The organism is Pandoraea cepalis (assembly GCF_902459665.1).
GTDB classification, from domain to species: Bacteria; Pseudomonadota; Gammaproteobacteria; order Burkholderiales; family Burkholderiaceae; genus Pandoraea; species Pandoraea cepalis.
In genome coordinates, this window is record NZ_CABPSL010000024.1 from 33,199 (window position 1) to 45,963 (window position 12,765).

13 protein-coding genes and 1 pseudogene are annotated in these 12,765 nt (G+C 59.2%); 13 read left to right on the forward strand and 1 reads right to left on the reverse strand.

Annotation, left to right across the window (positions count from 1 at the left end):
* Window positions 1-124: 124 nt before the first annotated feature.
* Window positions 125-481 (reverse strand): transposase, encoded by a 357-nt coding sequence (locus PCE31106_RS24590; protein ID WP_437343839.1) that lies wholly within the window; start codon window positions 479-481, stop codon window positions 125-127.
* Window positions 482-644: 163 nt separating this feature from the next.
* Here PCE31106_RS24590 and PCE31106_RS21685 point away from each other — a divergent pair.
* The 13 genes and pseudogenes from PCE31106_RS21685 to PCE31106_RS21745 all read left to right on the forward strand — a co-directional run bounded on the left by PCE31106_RS21685 (window position 645) and on the right by PCE31106_RS21745 (window position 12,730).
* Window positions 645-1,941 (forward strand): annotated as a pseudogene (locus PCE31106_RS21685) (IS701 family transposase).
* A 520-nt stretch (window positions 1,942-2,461) separates the two neighbouring features.
* Window positions 2,462-2,752, forward strand: a complete 291-nt coding sequence (locus tag PCE31106_RS21690) for a tyrosine-type recombinase/integrase (RefSeq protein ID WP_094068964.1) — start codon at window positions 2,462-2,464, stop codon at window positions 2,750-2,752.
* A gap of 53 nt (window positions 2,753-2,805) precedes the next feature.
* Window positions 2,806-3,060, forward strand: coding sequence for an AbrB/MazE/SpoVT family DNA-binding domain-containing protein (locus tag PCE31106_RS21695; RefSeq protein ID WP_094068963.1), 255 nt, complete (start codon window positions 2,806-2,808; stop codon window positions 3,058-3,060).
* The gene (locus PCE31106_RS21700) at window positions 3,060-3,422 is read left to right on the forward strand and encodes a type II toxin-antitoxin system PemK/MazF family toxin (RefSeq protein ID WP_094068962.1); all 363 of its coding nucleotides are present in this window, start codon (window positions 3,060-3,062) and stop codon (window positions 3,420-3,422) included. The genes PCE31106_RS21695 and PCE31106_RS21700 overlap by 1 nt, the downstream gene beginning before the upstream one ends.
* Before the next feature lie 67 nt (window positions 3,423-3,489).
* Window positions 3,490-3,684, forward strand: a complete 195-nt coding sequence (locus PCE31106_RS21705) for a YqaE/Pmp3 family membrane protein (RefSeq protein WP_094068961.1) — start codon at window positions 3,490-3,492, stop codon at window positions 3,682-3,684.
* An 11-nt stretch (window positions 3,685-3,695) separates the two neighbouring features.
* Entirely contained in the window at window positions 3,696-4,115 is a 420-nt protein-coding gene (locus tag PCE31106_RS21710; RefSeq protein ID WP_094068960.1) for a DUF2513 domain-containing protein, read from the forward strand.
* Window positions 4,116-4,134: 19 nt separating this feature from the next.
* Window positions 4,135-4,641 carry a superinfection exclusion B family protein gene (locus tag PCE31106_RS21715; protein WP_017234496.1) on the forward strand — a complete coding sequence of 169 codons (507 nt, stop codon included), beginning with the start codon at window positions 4,135-4,137 and terminating at the stop codon, window positions 4,639-4,641.
* 21 nt (window positions 4,642-4,662) lie between these two features.
* Entirely contained in the window at window positions 4,663-4,920 is a 258-nt protein-coding gene (locus tag PCE31106_RS21720) for a hypothetical protein (protein WP_017234497.1), read from the forward strand.
* A gap of 122 nt (window positions 4,921-5,042) precedes the next feature.
* Window positions 5,043-5,741 carry a response regulator transcription factor gene (locus PCE31106_RS21725; RefSeq protein ID WP_094068959.1) on the forward strand — a complete coding sequence of 233 codons (699 nt, stop codon included), beginning with the start codon at window positions 5,043-5,045 and terminating at the stop codon, window positions 5,739-5,741.
* Window positions 5,722-6,993 (forward strand): sensor histidine kinase, encoded by a 1,272-nt coding sequence (locus PCE31106_RS21730; protein ID WP_094068958.1) that lies wholly within the window; start codon window positions 5,722-5,724, stop codon window positions 6,991-6,993. Before PCE31106_RS21725 ends, PCE31106_RS21730 begins: the two co-directional genes overlap by 20 nt.
* A gap of 119 nt (window positions 6,994-7,112) precedes the next feature.
* Complete coding sequence (locus PCE31106_RS21735) at window positions 7,113-8,510, forward strand: TolC family protein (RefSeq protein WP_172417179.1); 1,398 nt, start codon at window positions 7,113-7,115, stop codon at window positions 8,508-8,510.
* A complete protein-coding gene (locus PCE31106_RS21740; protein WP_017234502.1) occupies window positions 8,507-9,571 on the forward strand; it encodes an RND family efflux transporter in 1,065 nt (354 codons plus the stop codon). The genes PCE31106_RS21735 and PCE31106_RS21740 overlap by 4 nt, the downstream gene beginning before the upstream one ends.
* A 39-nt stretch (window positions 9,572-9,610) precedes the next feature.
* Complete coding sequence (locus PCE31106_RS21745; protein ID WP_094068956.1) at window positions 9,611-12,730, forward strand: efflux RND transporter permease subunit; 3,120 nt, start codon at window positions 9,611-9,613, stop codon at window positions 12,728-12,730.
* The last annotated feature ends 35 nt before the right edge of the window (window positions 12,731-12,765 follow it).

A 12,765-nucleotide genomic window follows, 5' to 3' on the forward strand; every position in this document is an offset into this window, starting at 1 on the left:
CTTTGCGGCGGGGATGGTGATATTTCCCCAGAGTCGTCATTTCGGTTCGAACATGCGGCGCACCATGGCGATGGCGAAATGCTGCCATTCCGACGCTGTGGCTGCCTGCAGGACTGGAAACGAGTCAAGGGGGGAGGGAACAGATCGGCCGTCGGACAGGTACAAAAAAGTACCCGCTGTCGAAAGTCTTGAGGCGCGCGTTCTCGGTTTCTAATGCTTTGATGCGTTTGACATCATCGCTGATCATGTCGCCGAACTGTTTTCGCCAAGCGTAGCAGGTGTTCTTGTTCAAATTTAGGATGCCATGGCGAACGATGTTCCCGCTCAGCAAGACAAGCGAAAATCGTGATCGAGTTGGCGGACACAAAATAGGGCACTCGCAGCCAGCAAAAATAAATAATAAAATCAATCGCTTACAAATTAACGAACGGCATCGACACCCAGATTTTTGTCCATCAACGCGGACACAAATTAAGTGCATTTCTGTGGCGCGACAGAAAATAGGTGAAAAACGGTTGCGGACTCTGCCGTGGATAGAATATGGGTTCAATTCTGCCAGCCGATTCAGGTCATGATGTCTAGTCTTACTGTGTCAATAAATTCATGCCATTATAGAAACTTCTTCATCCACGGCGTGAGGAATGATGGACTGGGAAACGTCATTCGAGTCGTATCTGGAACATTTGTGTGAAGCGCTTGGGCATAACGATCGCGAATCAGGATTGAAGGGGCTATTGCCAAGGGCTGATGCCGCCAATTCGGCGCAAGAGCGTCGAGCCGCTGGCGGCGCATCTGGAACCGGAGCACGTGAGCGCGCGGCACCAGTCGTTGCATCATTTCGTGGCGAAGTCGGAATGGTTCGATACGGCGCTGCTCGAGCAGGTGCGGCGCTGGGTGCTGCCGCATATGGACCCGGCTGGCGGGTTGTATTGGATCATTGACGACACGGGATTTCCCAAGAAGGGCAAGCATTCGGTCGGCGTGGCGCGGCAATACTGCGGTCAGTTGGGCAAGCAGGACAACTGCCAGGTTGCGGTGAGCCTGTCGGTGGCGACGGAAGATGCGAGCCTACCGGTGTCGTATCGACTGCATCTGCCGCGTGAATGGAGCGACGATCCCGCGCGACGACAGAAAGCCGGCGTGCCCGAGGAAATTGAGTTTGCAACCAAACCGGAGATTGCGACCGGGCAGTTGCACGAAGCACGGCAAAGCGGCGCGCCCGACGGTATCGTGTTGGCCGATGCGGGCTATGGAGACGACACCTCGTTTCGCGAGGCCGTCAGCGAGCTCGGGCTGCAGTATGCGGTGGGCATTCGCTCGAACACGCGCGTATGGGCACCGGGCACCGCTCCTCTACCACCCGAATCCTCCGCGGGGAAATCGGGCCGGCCGCGTAGCTTGTTACGGCGCGCGCCAGGGCATGAGCCGATCGGAGTCAAAGATCTGGCCTTGACGCTCGATGCCTCGCGCTATCGCAACGTGATCTGGCGTGAAGGTACCTGCGCCGCGCTCAGTTCGCGCTTTGCCGCCGTGCGCGTGCGTGCTTCACATCGCGATTACTGGCGCTCCACACTGCGCGATGAGGAATGGCTGCTGATCGAATGGCCCGAAGATGATGCGGAGCCACTCAAATATTGGCTTTCGACTTTGCCCCCAGACACGACGCTCGAACGCATGGTTCATGTTGCCAAGCTGCGCTGGCGTATCGAGCGGAATTATCAGGATCTCAAGCAGGAATTCGGCCTGGGACACTTCGAAGGACGTGGCTGGCGTGGATTCCATCACCATGCATCGCTGTGTATTGCCGCCTATGGGTTTCTTGTTGCTCAACGCCTCATTCAAGGCGACAGTAAAAAAAACTCCTCGATCCGCGACCCATTTGCCTTACCCTCGGATTACGTGCCACGCGGGTCCGCAGCGCACGCAGCGCCACGTGGCTGATTCCATCACCACGCTGCGCTGGCGTATCGCTGCATACATCGCGCGCCGGATCCAGCGATGTCCGTTTTGTTCAGCGGTCAATGCTGGTTTATTGACACAGTAAGACTAGTGTGCACCGACGCTGATTCACAGATGATGTTGGATCGGAAGCGATAGCTAGGTCGGCTGCCGAGATCATCGTAAGCCCCAAGGGGACACGGCCGAGAATCATCGGATATCGCGAGCTGGCCGCTGATTTACTGTCAGCTGCGAAGCGGGGGCTTGTGGTCACTGCCGTCGCCGGGGGCGGTGTGCTATTGCGCGAGATCAGTCGAGATCTCCGGGAGTTTGTGTCGCCCGCACTTCCCTGTAATTTTCTCGTTGGCGCTGGGCTTCCACAAACCAAGGAAGCATGGGAGAGGTTTCTGCGCCATTTTCCGAGGACGGCAGAAACCACGGGCGTTTATAGTGAAAAGGAGCGCCCGGCGTTTCTCTCTCGTAACAGGCTCAATTTCGAGCGCATTACGAGGACCGAGAAACCATGCACATCAAACGCGCCAAGACACTCAAACCTGCCCAAATCCGCCACCTGCTCCGCGTGACCGAGGCCACCAGTCGGCACCCCGAGCGTGACGCGCTTATTCTGCTGCTCGGCTTCACCTGCGGGATGCGGATCTCCGAAATTGCCCGCATCGAAGTGGCGGACGTACTCCAGCCCTCCGGACTAATTCGAGAAGAAGTGAGCCTGCGGGCAGCGATCACGAAAGGCTGCCGCCAGCGCTGCGTGTACCTGAGCCATCGATTGATGATGCGAAAAGTAGATACACGTTGAAACTCCGAAAGATCATGTCTATACTCGTAGATACGTAATGGAGGTGAATCATCATGGCAAAGACGGCAACACTGACTATTCAGCAATGGGGAAACAGCTTGGCGGTACGGATTCCTGCCGCAGTCGCGCGCTCTGCGCACTTCGAGGTGGGCCTCGAGGTGGAGGTGACAACCGATGAGGTTGGCGTCACCGTAAAGCCTGTCTGCCCTCGTAAGCTCACCCTTGCTGAAAAGCTCGCCAAGTTCGACCTGTCTAAGCATGGCGGAGAGGCTATGGCGGCAACCCCTGTTGGCGCGGAGGCTTTTTGATGTCGAAGGTCGCTTGGGCACCGGATCGCGGCGATATCATCTGGATCGACTGCAATCCACAAGTCGGTCGAGAAATGAAGAATATGCATCCGATGCTCGTCCTGTCGCCTAGAGCGTTTAACGAGACAACCAGCATCGTCATTGGCCTGCCTATGACGATGGCAGAGTACAACGACACCAATCCGTTCGCTATCAAGTTCAAGGGGCCGAAAAACGTCACCAGCTACGTCTTAGGGCATCAGCCGAAGTCCTTCGACTGGCGGGCGCGCGGCGCGAAGCCGCATCCGTGGAAGCAGGCACCGCAGGAAGTTTTTTTGGCCGCCTGCGAGCAATTGAACCAGATCATTTCGATCTGCGAGTAAGGGTTTGCCTGGCGTGAAACGCCCCGAACCGGCCGGAAGCCGGGACTGATATCGTAAGAGGAACTACATGCGTCTGCTGCTTGCGTTGATTTTGCCTTGGCTTCAATTTTTCACGATCGGACGTCCCTTCGCGGGGATCATCTGCTTGCTTCTCCAACTCACGATCATCGGTTGGATTCCGGCTGCGATCTGGTCTGTGTATGCGCTGAGCCAGTACAAGACCGACAAGAAAATCGAGCGCGCCCTGGCTAGTCGCGGGTGACGAGGAAGCCAATGAAGCGAGACTGGGACCTACTGCGCAAACAGCTGACGGACATAGAGGCCGGGAATGATGCGCTGGCAGATATTCCGGATGCGCCGAAGTGGACAGATGATCTGACTTGGGAGTCATATGACGCTCTTGCCAGAGAGCGGCGGAAAATTGAAGAGCGAATCGCAGGGCATCTCGAACTGCTAATCGACAGTGGATATGTTGATGGTCTTCATGTGCTCCGTGGGGCAGACAACCATTTCTCGTTCGCTTGTTCCGCGCCTAGGCTTACGATGTCCGGGCACGATCTACTCGATACTATGCGGTCATCGTCAATCTGGGATTCGATTAAATCCAACGCCAAGAAGAAGGGCATCGAGCTGACGTTTGATGCCATTAAGGCACTCGGTGCTTACGCCTTGAAGCAGACACTGGCTGGATAGGAAAAGGGGATACGCTAACATGGGCATGATCGGGGATGCCGCCGAGGGTATAAAAGCAGTTGGCCAAATTGCCGTGAAGCCTCTACTTGCCATCGCGTTCGCTAGCGGGGCTCTGCTATACGCTCCGGCACATCTTGTTGACGCAGCGGGCCTCGTCGACTTTCTCACGAAGTACCGAATGTGGGTCGGAGTCGCGTTGCTGGCGTCCTGCGCTTATCTGCTCGCGCATGGACTCACTTGGATCTTCAACGTCCTCGGCTCCTGGCTCGGCGATGCACGGATGCGAAAGGTCAGACGAAAGTGGCTCACGACGCTTACGCCAGACGAGAAGGCAGTTCTCGTTCCCTATATCCGCAACCAAGCGGCATCAATCGATTACAGCCTTAACGATGGTGCCGTGCGCGGCTTGGAAGGGAAGGGAGTGCTATACCGAGCGTCGTCCGTTTCATATGGCCTTAATTTTCCGTTCAATATGCAACCGTGGGCCCGTGAAATTCTGGTCGCGGAGCCTGAGCTTCTGATGTAGGAAAACGTTAGGGGGATAGTAATGGCAACAACCGAAAATCCCGGCCCGAAGGGCGAGTTGGTGTTGGTGGACTACTTTCACGAGTCGTCGAGCGGACATTTTGACAAAAGCAACCGCGCCGTACTTTTGCCAGGCAATGGGACAATGGTCACTCTGGATGTATTCGCCGATTCCTGCAATCACTTCAAAGGGCCGCGAGAAGAAAGTCGGGAGCTGTGGGAGATCGATCGCGAAGCATTGATCGGTCTCATCAACCAACATGGTAAGCGAGTCGGATAGGAAAACTGGAATGGAACTGATCTACTGGCGCGAGTTTGACGAAGGCGAGGAGCGGTTCTCAGGTAGGGCGCTTTGGGTACCGTTCGTCCGTTTCCCAGTATTGCAGTGTTAGCAACCTCAACATGAAAGTACTTATCATCGAAGACGACGCAGCCATTGCAGCGAACGTCTACGACTACCTGGAAAGCCGTGGTTTTCAAGTCGATCTCGCAGCGAACGGTCCCGCAGGACTCAAGTTCGCGCTTTCCGACGCCTGGGATGCGATCCTGCTTGATATTTCGCTGCCGGGTATGGACGGGCTGGCACTGTGCCGTGCGCTGCGTCAGCAGGCGCATCGCGATACGCCTGTGCTCATGCTAACCGCGAGGGATTCGCTCGATGACAAACTAATGGGCTTTAGTCACGGAGCGGACGACTACCTCGTCAAGCCCTTTTCGCTCAAGGAAGTCGGCGCGCGTCTCGACGCATTGATTAAGCGCTATCGCGGCAGGGTGGCCGCACAGGCGCTGCGGTTCGCCGACCTGACGCTCGATTTGCAGACGCTTGCTGTCGAGCGCGCCGGCCGCCCGATCAAGCTCCAACCCAAATGCCTTCACATTTTGCGTTTGCTCATGTTGGCGCCCGATCGAGTGCTAACGCGCCAGGAACTCGAAACGGAAGTGTGGGGAGGCGAACCGCCAGGAAGCGACACATTGCGCACCCACATCTATATGTTGCGCAAGGCTTTGACGAAGCCCGGCGACGCGGAACTCGTCGAGACCGTTCACGGACTCGGCTATCGACTTTCTACTGGCAACGCCAATGCACCTCAGTCTTCGTAAGAAAGTCGCGCTGGCATTCTCGGCCGTCACGATTGTGTTGCTGGTGACACAAGCACTCGGTGTCCGGCTTCTCGCAGAGGCGCAAGAAGAACGACTGATCACCGCGTTGATTCGTGACGATATCGCGAGTGTGGTGCGAGGTTACGAAGCCGCGCCGTCGACGTTACCCCCTCTCGATGATCGCCTCAACGGCTATCTCTCCGCGGCCGACAGCTCCTCTCCGGCACTGCCCACCACTGTCGCTCAGCTTCCTCCCGGCACGCACGAACTGATTGCCGACGGGCGCGAAATCCACGTGACCATTGTCCCATTCAATCACGTACGACTCTACCGAGTCTATAACTTCAGCGTCTACGAGAAACATTTCAAAGAAGTCATTAACGCACTCATGGCGACCACGGGTGTGTTCGCGCTAGTCGCGATCTGGCTGGCATTTGGCTTGTCAGGCATGTTAGTTCGTCAGGTCGCAAACCTGGCAAATCAGGTCACAAAGCTCCGTCAGGATTCCGAGCCCTCAATCCAGTCGGGCGAGTTCGATGAGCAGGAATTGATCGGCCTTGTCGACGCCTTCAATGACTTCCACCGGCGCATGGCCGATATGGTCGCGCGAGAAAAGGAGTTCACCGGCAACGTCAGCCATGAGTTGCGCACGCCGCTAACCGCCATCAAAACGAGCTGCGAACTGTTGGACCAAGCCCCGGGGCTCGACGACAGAGCACGTGCGCGGATTGCACAGATCGAGCGCGCGGCAGACCATATGCGGGAACTGGTCAGCGCCTTGTTGCTATTGGCTCGCGAGGAAACATCCTCAACAACACAGCCTGTGGCACTTGCCTCACTTGTCACGGAAGTGCTTCATCCATTTGCAGAAAGGATCCGGGCAAAGGATATCGACCTCGTTGTCCAAGTGCCAATGGACCTACGCGTCGACATCAACGACGCCGCGCTGACGATCGTATTATCCAACTTGATCGAAAACGCGGTGCGTTATACCGATGTCGGTCACATCCGCTTGGCGTGGAAAGACAGACGATTGTGCGTGGAGGATAGCGGGAGCGGCATCGCCAAGGAGGCGCAGCCGCACATTTTCGATCGACTTTATCGCGGCGATCAAGCCGAATCCGTCGCACGTGGCTTCGGCCTCGGCCTGGCGATCGTGCAGAAACTCTGCGCGCGTTACGGCTGGCCGGTCACCGTTGACAGCGCACTTGGCCAAGGGACCCGAGTCTCCCTGCGGCTCCCGGTGGTTTAACCCGCCAACGCGACGCGACATTCAATCGCTGACGTTCTTGACGAAAATTTCACATCGCGTTGCGTAGCATCCCGTCTTGACCGCCCCATTGGGCAGCAACGAGACGCGAGGGTGCTGACGTGCGCCAAACACCGCTCATTCTTTTACTTTGTCTGGCAGGCTGCGCCACCTACCACGCGCAGCCAATCTCGCCGGCGACGCTCGCGCACCAATTCGAGTTGCGCACGCTTTCCGATGAAGGCCTACGTGAATTCATGCGGCGCGAACTGGGCCGCGACGTCCCGCCATCATCCCAGGCTAGCTGGAATCTCCCAATGTTGACGCTGGCGGCGTGGTATTTCAGTCCGGAACTCCGCGTCGCACGCGCCCAGTGGGCGACAGCAAAAAGTGGAATCGACGTTGCCGACGCGCTGCCAAACCCCGTGTTGCAGTTGCCGTTCCAGCGCTCGTCGCCGAATCCTGGGCCTGGAACCGCCTACACGTGGGGCCTTGCGCTCGACATCCCCATAGAAACTGCCGGAAAGCGAGGCTATCGGGTCGAGCAGGCCGCACACCTTGCACAATCCGCTCGGTTGAGCGTCATGAACACCGCTTGGAAAGTGCAGGCACGGGTGCGCGATACGCTGCTCGCGATATACGCCGCTCGTGAGAAGGCGACTTTGCTCTCGCGCAAGGCCGATGTCCTCCGGGAGATCGTCGCGATGGTGGAGAAGCGCCGTGCCGTCGGCGAAAACGCCGGACCGGACGTCGACGCTGCCATCGTTGCAGCCACGCAAGCACAAGCAGAGCTCGCGACAGTTCGCGGCGCGGAGCAGGGCGCTCGCGCGCAACTCGCCTCCGCCATCGGTGTTCCGACGCGATCGCTGGACGCTGTTCAGCTCGAACTCCAAATGTTCGGCATGGTTCCGGCGGCACCGCCCGACGCCGATGTGCGTCAGGCGGCGATCCTCAATCGTCCGGATCTGCGCATGTCGCTTGCCGACTACGCCGCCGCCGAATCCGCGCTACAGCTTGAAGTGGCAAAGCAATATCCCGACATTCATTTGGGGCCTGGCTACACCTACGACACCGGCACACACAAAATCGCGTTCGGTCTCGCCGGTATCAACCTGCCGATCTTCAATCAAAACCAAGGCAGCATCGCTCAAGCCGAAGCGAATCGCAAGGAGGCGGCTGCGCGAACGGCAGCACTGCAAGACACGATACTCGGCGAGATCGACAGGGCGCTCGACCTCTATCAGGCGAACGTGGAAACGCTGCGCATCGAGGACGCGCGCCTCGCAGCAGCCCGCCGACGGCTTGACAGTACGGCCGCGGCGTTTGCGGCCGGGGATGCCGGCCGACTGACCTATGCACAGGCCAGTGCCGATTTCCAGACGAATCAGCTCGTCCGGCTCGATGCCGCCATCAGTGCCCAACAGGCGGCGGGTCGGCTCGAAGACGCCGTGCAGCGTCCTCTTACTGGCGACGCCCCCGCATTGAAGCCGTCTGTGACTGAAAAGGAGTTGCGCAAATGAAGCTACGTTGGATCATTCTCTGCGCCACGACGATCGCGTTGGCAACTGGTGCCATCTGGTACGTCTATCGGACACTTTCCCTTCAGCCGTCGGCTGCCGGCACTGCCGTGAAGGACACTTCACAACCTTCCGTACGTACGGTCAACGGGGAAACCGTCGTCGTGGTTGCGCCGGATGCTCAACGCGCGAGCCATATCGAGGTGACATCGCTTATCGACGCGCCACGCGAACAGACGCGCCCGGCCTACGCGACAGTGCTTGATTTGCAGCCCCTTTTCGATTTGCGCAGCCGCTTCGCCGCCGCGCAAGCGGATCTCGACACGCTCACCGCGCAGGCGGACAATTCGCGCGACCAATATGCACGGAGTCGGACACTATTTGAAGATGATCAAAATGTGTCCCGCAAGTCCGTCTCAGATGCCAATGCCATGATGCGGGCGAACGACGCAAAACTGCGTTCCGCCAAGATCGCAGTGGCCGGACTCGGCGCGACGTTACGCCAGCAATTCGGCGAGGCGCTTGCCGCGGCTGCGCAGGCACCGACATCCCGCGTCATGGAGCATCTCCGGGCCGGGCAAGCGACTGTGCTGCGTGTCACGCTTCCGGCGGGCAACGGCACCGATGCCCCGCCACAGATTACCGTCGATTCGCCGGATGGCAAGACGTTGCCAGCGCAGCGACTCTCGGCGGCGCCGAGCACCGATCCTGCCCTTCAGGGCCAGCCTTGGCTTTACCTCGTCTCCCAGATGCTCCCGGCCGGCACGCGAACACTCGCCAATCTTCCTGCAACTGGCGCGGCGAAGGCGTCACTTGTCGTTCCGGGGGGCGCCGTTCTCTGGTATGGCGGACAGCGGTGGGCGTATGTCAAGACCGCGCCTGACAGCTTCACGCGCCGCTTCGTTCCCGGATCGGGCGACGGTGATCCCAGCGTGAGCCATACGCCGGGCTTCCACGCCGGTGATCAGGTCGTCATTCAAGGCGCGCAGTTGCTGCTTTCCGAAGAACTCAAGCCGCGAGGTATCGCCACCGTCTGCAAAGACCCTCCGGAGTGCGACGACTAATTCGCCCACCGCAACGCGCACCGACCGATACGTTCCCTCATGCTTAACGCGATCATTCGCTTTTCACTGCGCTTTCGAGGCGTCATTTACGCGCTGGCCGTCGTCGCGGCCGGTTATGGCGTTTATTCGCTCACGCGCGCGAAGCTCGACGTCTTTCCCGAGTTCGCTCCGCCGATGAGCATCGTGCAAACAGAAGCACCGGGCCTTACCAGCGAGCAAGTCGAGACGCTCGTGACACAGCGGCTGGAGAACGGTCTGGGCGGCCTTGTCGGACTCCAGTCGATGCGATCTAGGTCGATGCAGGGCCTGTCGGCCATCACGCTCGTATTCAACGAGCATACGAATGTGATGCAGGTCCGTCAGCTCGTGTCCGAGCGGGTCAATGAATTGGCCGCGACGCTACCGTCGGGCGTCCATCCGCCACGACTGTTGCCGCTGACGACGACGACAAGCGTTGTGCGAACGATTGGCCTGACATCCAACACGCGCTCACTTCAGGCGCTATACGATATCGCGCAGTGGACGTTGCGACCGCAACTCATGAGCGTTCCCGGTGTTGCCGATGCCATTGTTTTCGGTGGCCAGACCCGGCAGATGCAGATCCAGGTCGATCCGACCAAATTAATACGTTATGGGCTATCGATCCAGGACGTGGTCGCCGCCGCGAAAGCATCAACGGGAGTGAAGGGCGCCGGGTTCATCGAGGGGGACAACCAGCGTATCGCGGTGAACGCGGACGGTCAGATCGCCGAGCCGCAGACGCTGGCCAACGTGGTGCTGCATTGGAGCCATGGTGCTGCCGTCCGCATTGGGGACGTCGCCACCGTGGCGTGGGGCGCTGCGCCGGCGGTCGGCGCCGCATCGATCATGGCGCATCCCGGCGTAATGGTTGTTCTGGAAAGCCAATATGGCACCAATACGCTCGAGGTGACAAAAGGCATCGAGACATCGCTGGCGTCGATCAAGCCGATTCTCGCGAAGCAAGGCGTCGAGGTCAACGCCGAGGTATTCCGGCCCGCCAGCTTCATCGATGCGGCGCTGAGCCACCTCCGCACTGCGTTGCTCGTTGGCGCGGCGCTTGTGATCGCTGTCCTTTTCCTATTCCTGCTCAATGTGCGCACGGCCGTCATTTCAGCGGTAGCGATTCCGCTGTCACTGCTCGTTGCGATTATCGTTCTGACCGCATTCGGCGTCAGTCTGAACACCATGACGCTCGGCGGGCTCGCGATCGCGCTGGGCGAAGTGGTCGACGACGCCATCATCGACGTTGAGAACATCTATCGGCGGCTGCGGCAGAATCAGACCTTCCCGACGCCGCAGCCGGCCTATCGCGTCGTGCTGCGCGCCTCGCTTGAAGTGCGCAGCGCCGTGGTGTTCGCGACGTTCATCGTGATGCTGATCTTCCTGCCGGTGCTGACGTTATCGGGCGTCGCTGGAAAATTGTTCGCGCCGCTTGGTATTGCGTACATCCTGGCCGTGCTCGCGTCGCTTGGCGTGGCACTCACCGTCACACCCGCGTTGGCCTTGGCGCTACTGGTAGGCGGGCCATTGCCACAGCATGAGCCGCGTCTGATTGCCCGCCTGAAGGCTCGTTATGCAGCGCTGCTCCTGACGGTCGAGCAGCACGTGAGGTCCGTGATGATCGCCGTTGGGCTGATGTGCGTCGTCGCGCTCGGATCGTTACCGCTTCTGAGCGGCAACTTCATCCCCGAACTTCGCGAAGGTCACTATATCGTGCACATGGGGCTTGCCCCCGGCACGTCGCTTGCAGAATCGATGCGCGTCGGCGCCCGAGTGTCGCAAGTGTTGATGAAGGTGCCCGGTGTTCGGTTGGTCGCACAACGGGCGGGGCGTGCCCATGGCGTCGTCGACCCGACCGGCGTTCAGCTTTCAGAATTCGAGGTCGATCTTGCGCCAATGAGCGCGACTGGCCAAAGCTGGGCCCTCTACCGCATCCAACAGGCACTCGCTCGCTTTCCGGGTTTGACGACGTCGGTCAATACGTTTCTCGTTGAACGGATCGACGAGACGATATCGGGTGCGACGGCGCCTGTGGCCGTGAACGTGTTCGGCGACAATCTCGACGTCATCGACCGCAAGGCGCAGGAGATCGCTCAACTACTGGGTTCGATTCGTGGTGCGGCAAGCGTCCGGGTCGAATCTCCCCCGGACATTCCTGAGCTGGAAGTCAGGCTCAAACCCGAGTCATTGAGCCGCTGGGGCTTCCGGCCGCTCGACGTGCTCGACACCATCCAGGCGGCGAATGAGGGCACCACCGTCTCCCAGATCTACCGAGGCAGCCGAACATACGATGTCGTCGTCGTCCTGGCGCCATCGGCCAGGGCGACACCTGACGATATCGGTGCGCTGAAGTTGCGCAATCCGGATGGACTTGCCGTGTCGCTTCGAGACCTGGCGTCGATACGTCAGGTGTCGGGCCGCTATCAAATCATGCACGACAACGGTCGACGCATGCAAACCGTCTCAGTCAACCTAGGCAACCGGGCGGTCGGTGATTTCGTCAAGGAGGCGCAGGCGCGTGTGAGCCGGGAAATCACGTTGCCGTCGGGAACGTATGCCGTGTTCACGGGCGAGAACGAAGCGCGTACACAATCTCAGCATGACCTGGTCGTGTACGGAGCGATTTCGCTCCTCGGCATTGCGATGCTGTTGTTTCTCGCGATGAAGAGTCGTCGAGGGGTGGTCCTGGTAATGATCAACCTACCGTTTGCCTTGGTGGGTGGCGTCCTGAGCGTAGCGCTCACGGGCGGTACTCTGTCGTTAGGCGGCATGGTAGGTTTCGTGACGCTCTTCGGGATTTCGTTGCGCAACTCCATCATGCTGATCAGTCACTACGAACACCTGGTGCACGTGGATGGCCGTACCTGGGGACCGGAGACCGCAGTGCAGGGCGCATCCGAACGGTTAATTCCGATCCTGATGACAGCGCTCGTGACAGCACTCGCGCTCGTGCCGCTCGCGCTGACCAGCGGTGCCGCTGGCAACGAGATTGAAGGGCCGATGGCCATCGTGATTCTCGGGGGGCTAGTTACGTCAACGGCACTGAACCTTCTCGTTTTACCCACACTTGCATTGCGATATGGCCGATTCGAACGCGATCTGCTTGCAAAACCTTCGGAGAACTCGCCGGGCATATAACCTGCGCGTACCCGCAATACGCCTCGTCTCGCATG

Bases quoted from the DNA above. Each gene is read 5' to 3' on its own strand.
- PCE31106_RS21715 (WP_017234496.1), top strand. From the start codon at position 4,135: ATGGGCATGATCGGGGATGCCGCCGAGGGTATAAAAGCAGTTGGCCAA.
- PCE31106_RS21725 (WP_094068959.1), top strand. From the start codon at position 5,043: ATGAAAGTACTTATCATCGAAGACGACGCAGCCATTGCAGCGAACGTC.
- PCE31106_RS21705 (WP_094068961.1), top strand. From the start codon at position 3,490: ATGCGTCTGCTGCTTGCGTTGATTTTGCCTTGGCTTCAATTTTTCACG.
- PCE31106_RS21700 (WP_094068962.1), top strand. From the start codon at position 3,060: ATGTCGAAGGTCGCTTGGGCACCGGATCGCGGCGATATCATCTGGATC.
- PCE31106_RS21730 (WP_094068958.1), top strand. From the start codon at position 5,722: ATGCACCTCAGTCTTCGTAAGAAAGTCGCGCTGGCATTCTCGGCCGTC.
- PCE31106_RS21710 (WP_094068960.1), top strand. From the start codon at position 3,696: ATGAAGCGAGACTGGGACCTACTGCGCAAACAGCTGACGGACATAGAG.
- PCE31106_RS21720 (WP_017234497.1), top strand. From the start codon at position 4,663: ATGGCAACAACCGAAAATCCCGGCCCGAAGGGCGAGTTGGTGTTGGTG.
- PCE31106_RS21695 (WP_094068963.1), top strand. From the start codon at position 2,806: ATGGCAAAGACGGCAACACTGACTATTCAGCAATGGGGAAACAGCTTG.
- PCE31106_RS21745 (WP_094068956.1), top strand. From the start codon at position 9,611: ATGCTTAACGCGATCATTCGCTTTTCACTGCGCTTTCGAGGCGTCATT.
- PCE31106_RS21740 (WP_017234502.1), top strand. From the start codon at position 8,507: ATGAAGCTACGTTGGATCATTCTCTGCGCCACGACGATCGCGTTGGCA.
- PCE31106_RS24590 (WP_437343839.1), bottom strand. From the start codon at position 481: ATGCACTTAATTTGTGTCCGCGTTGATGGACAAAAATCTGGGTGTCGA.
- PCE31106_RS21690 (WP_094068964.1), top strand. From the start codon at position 2,462: ATGCACATCAAACGCGCCAAGACACTCAAACCTGCCCAAATCCGCCAC.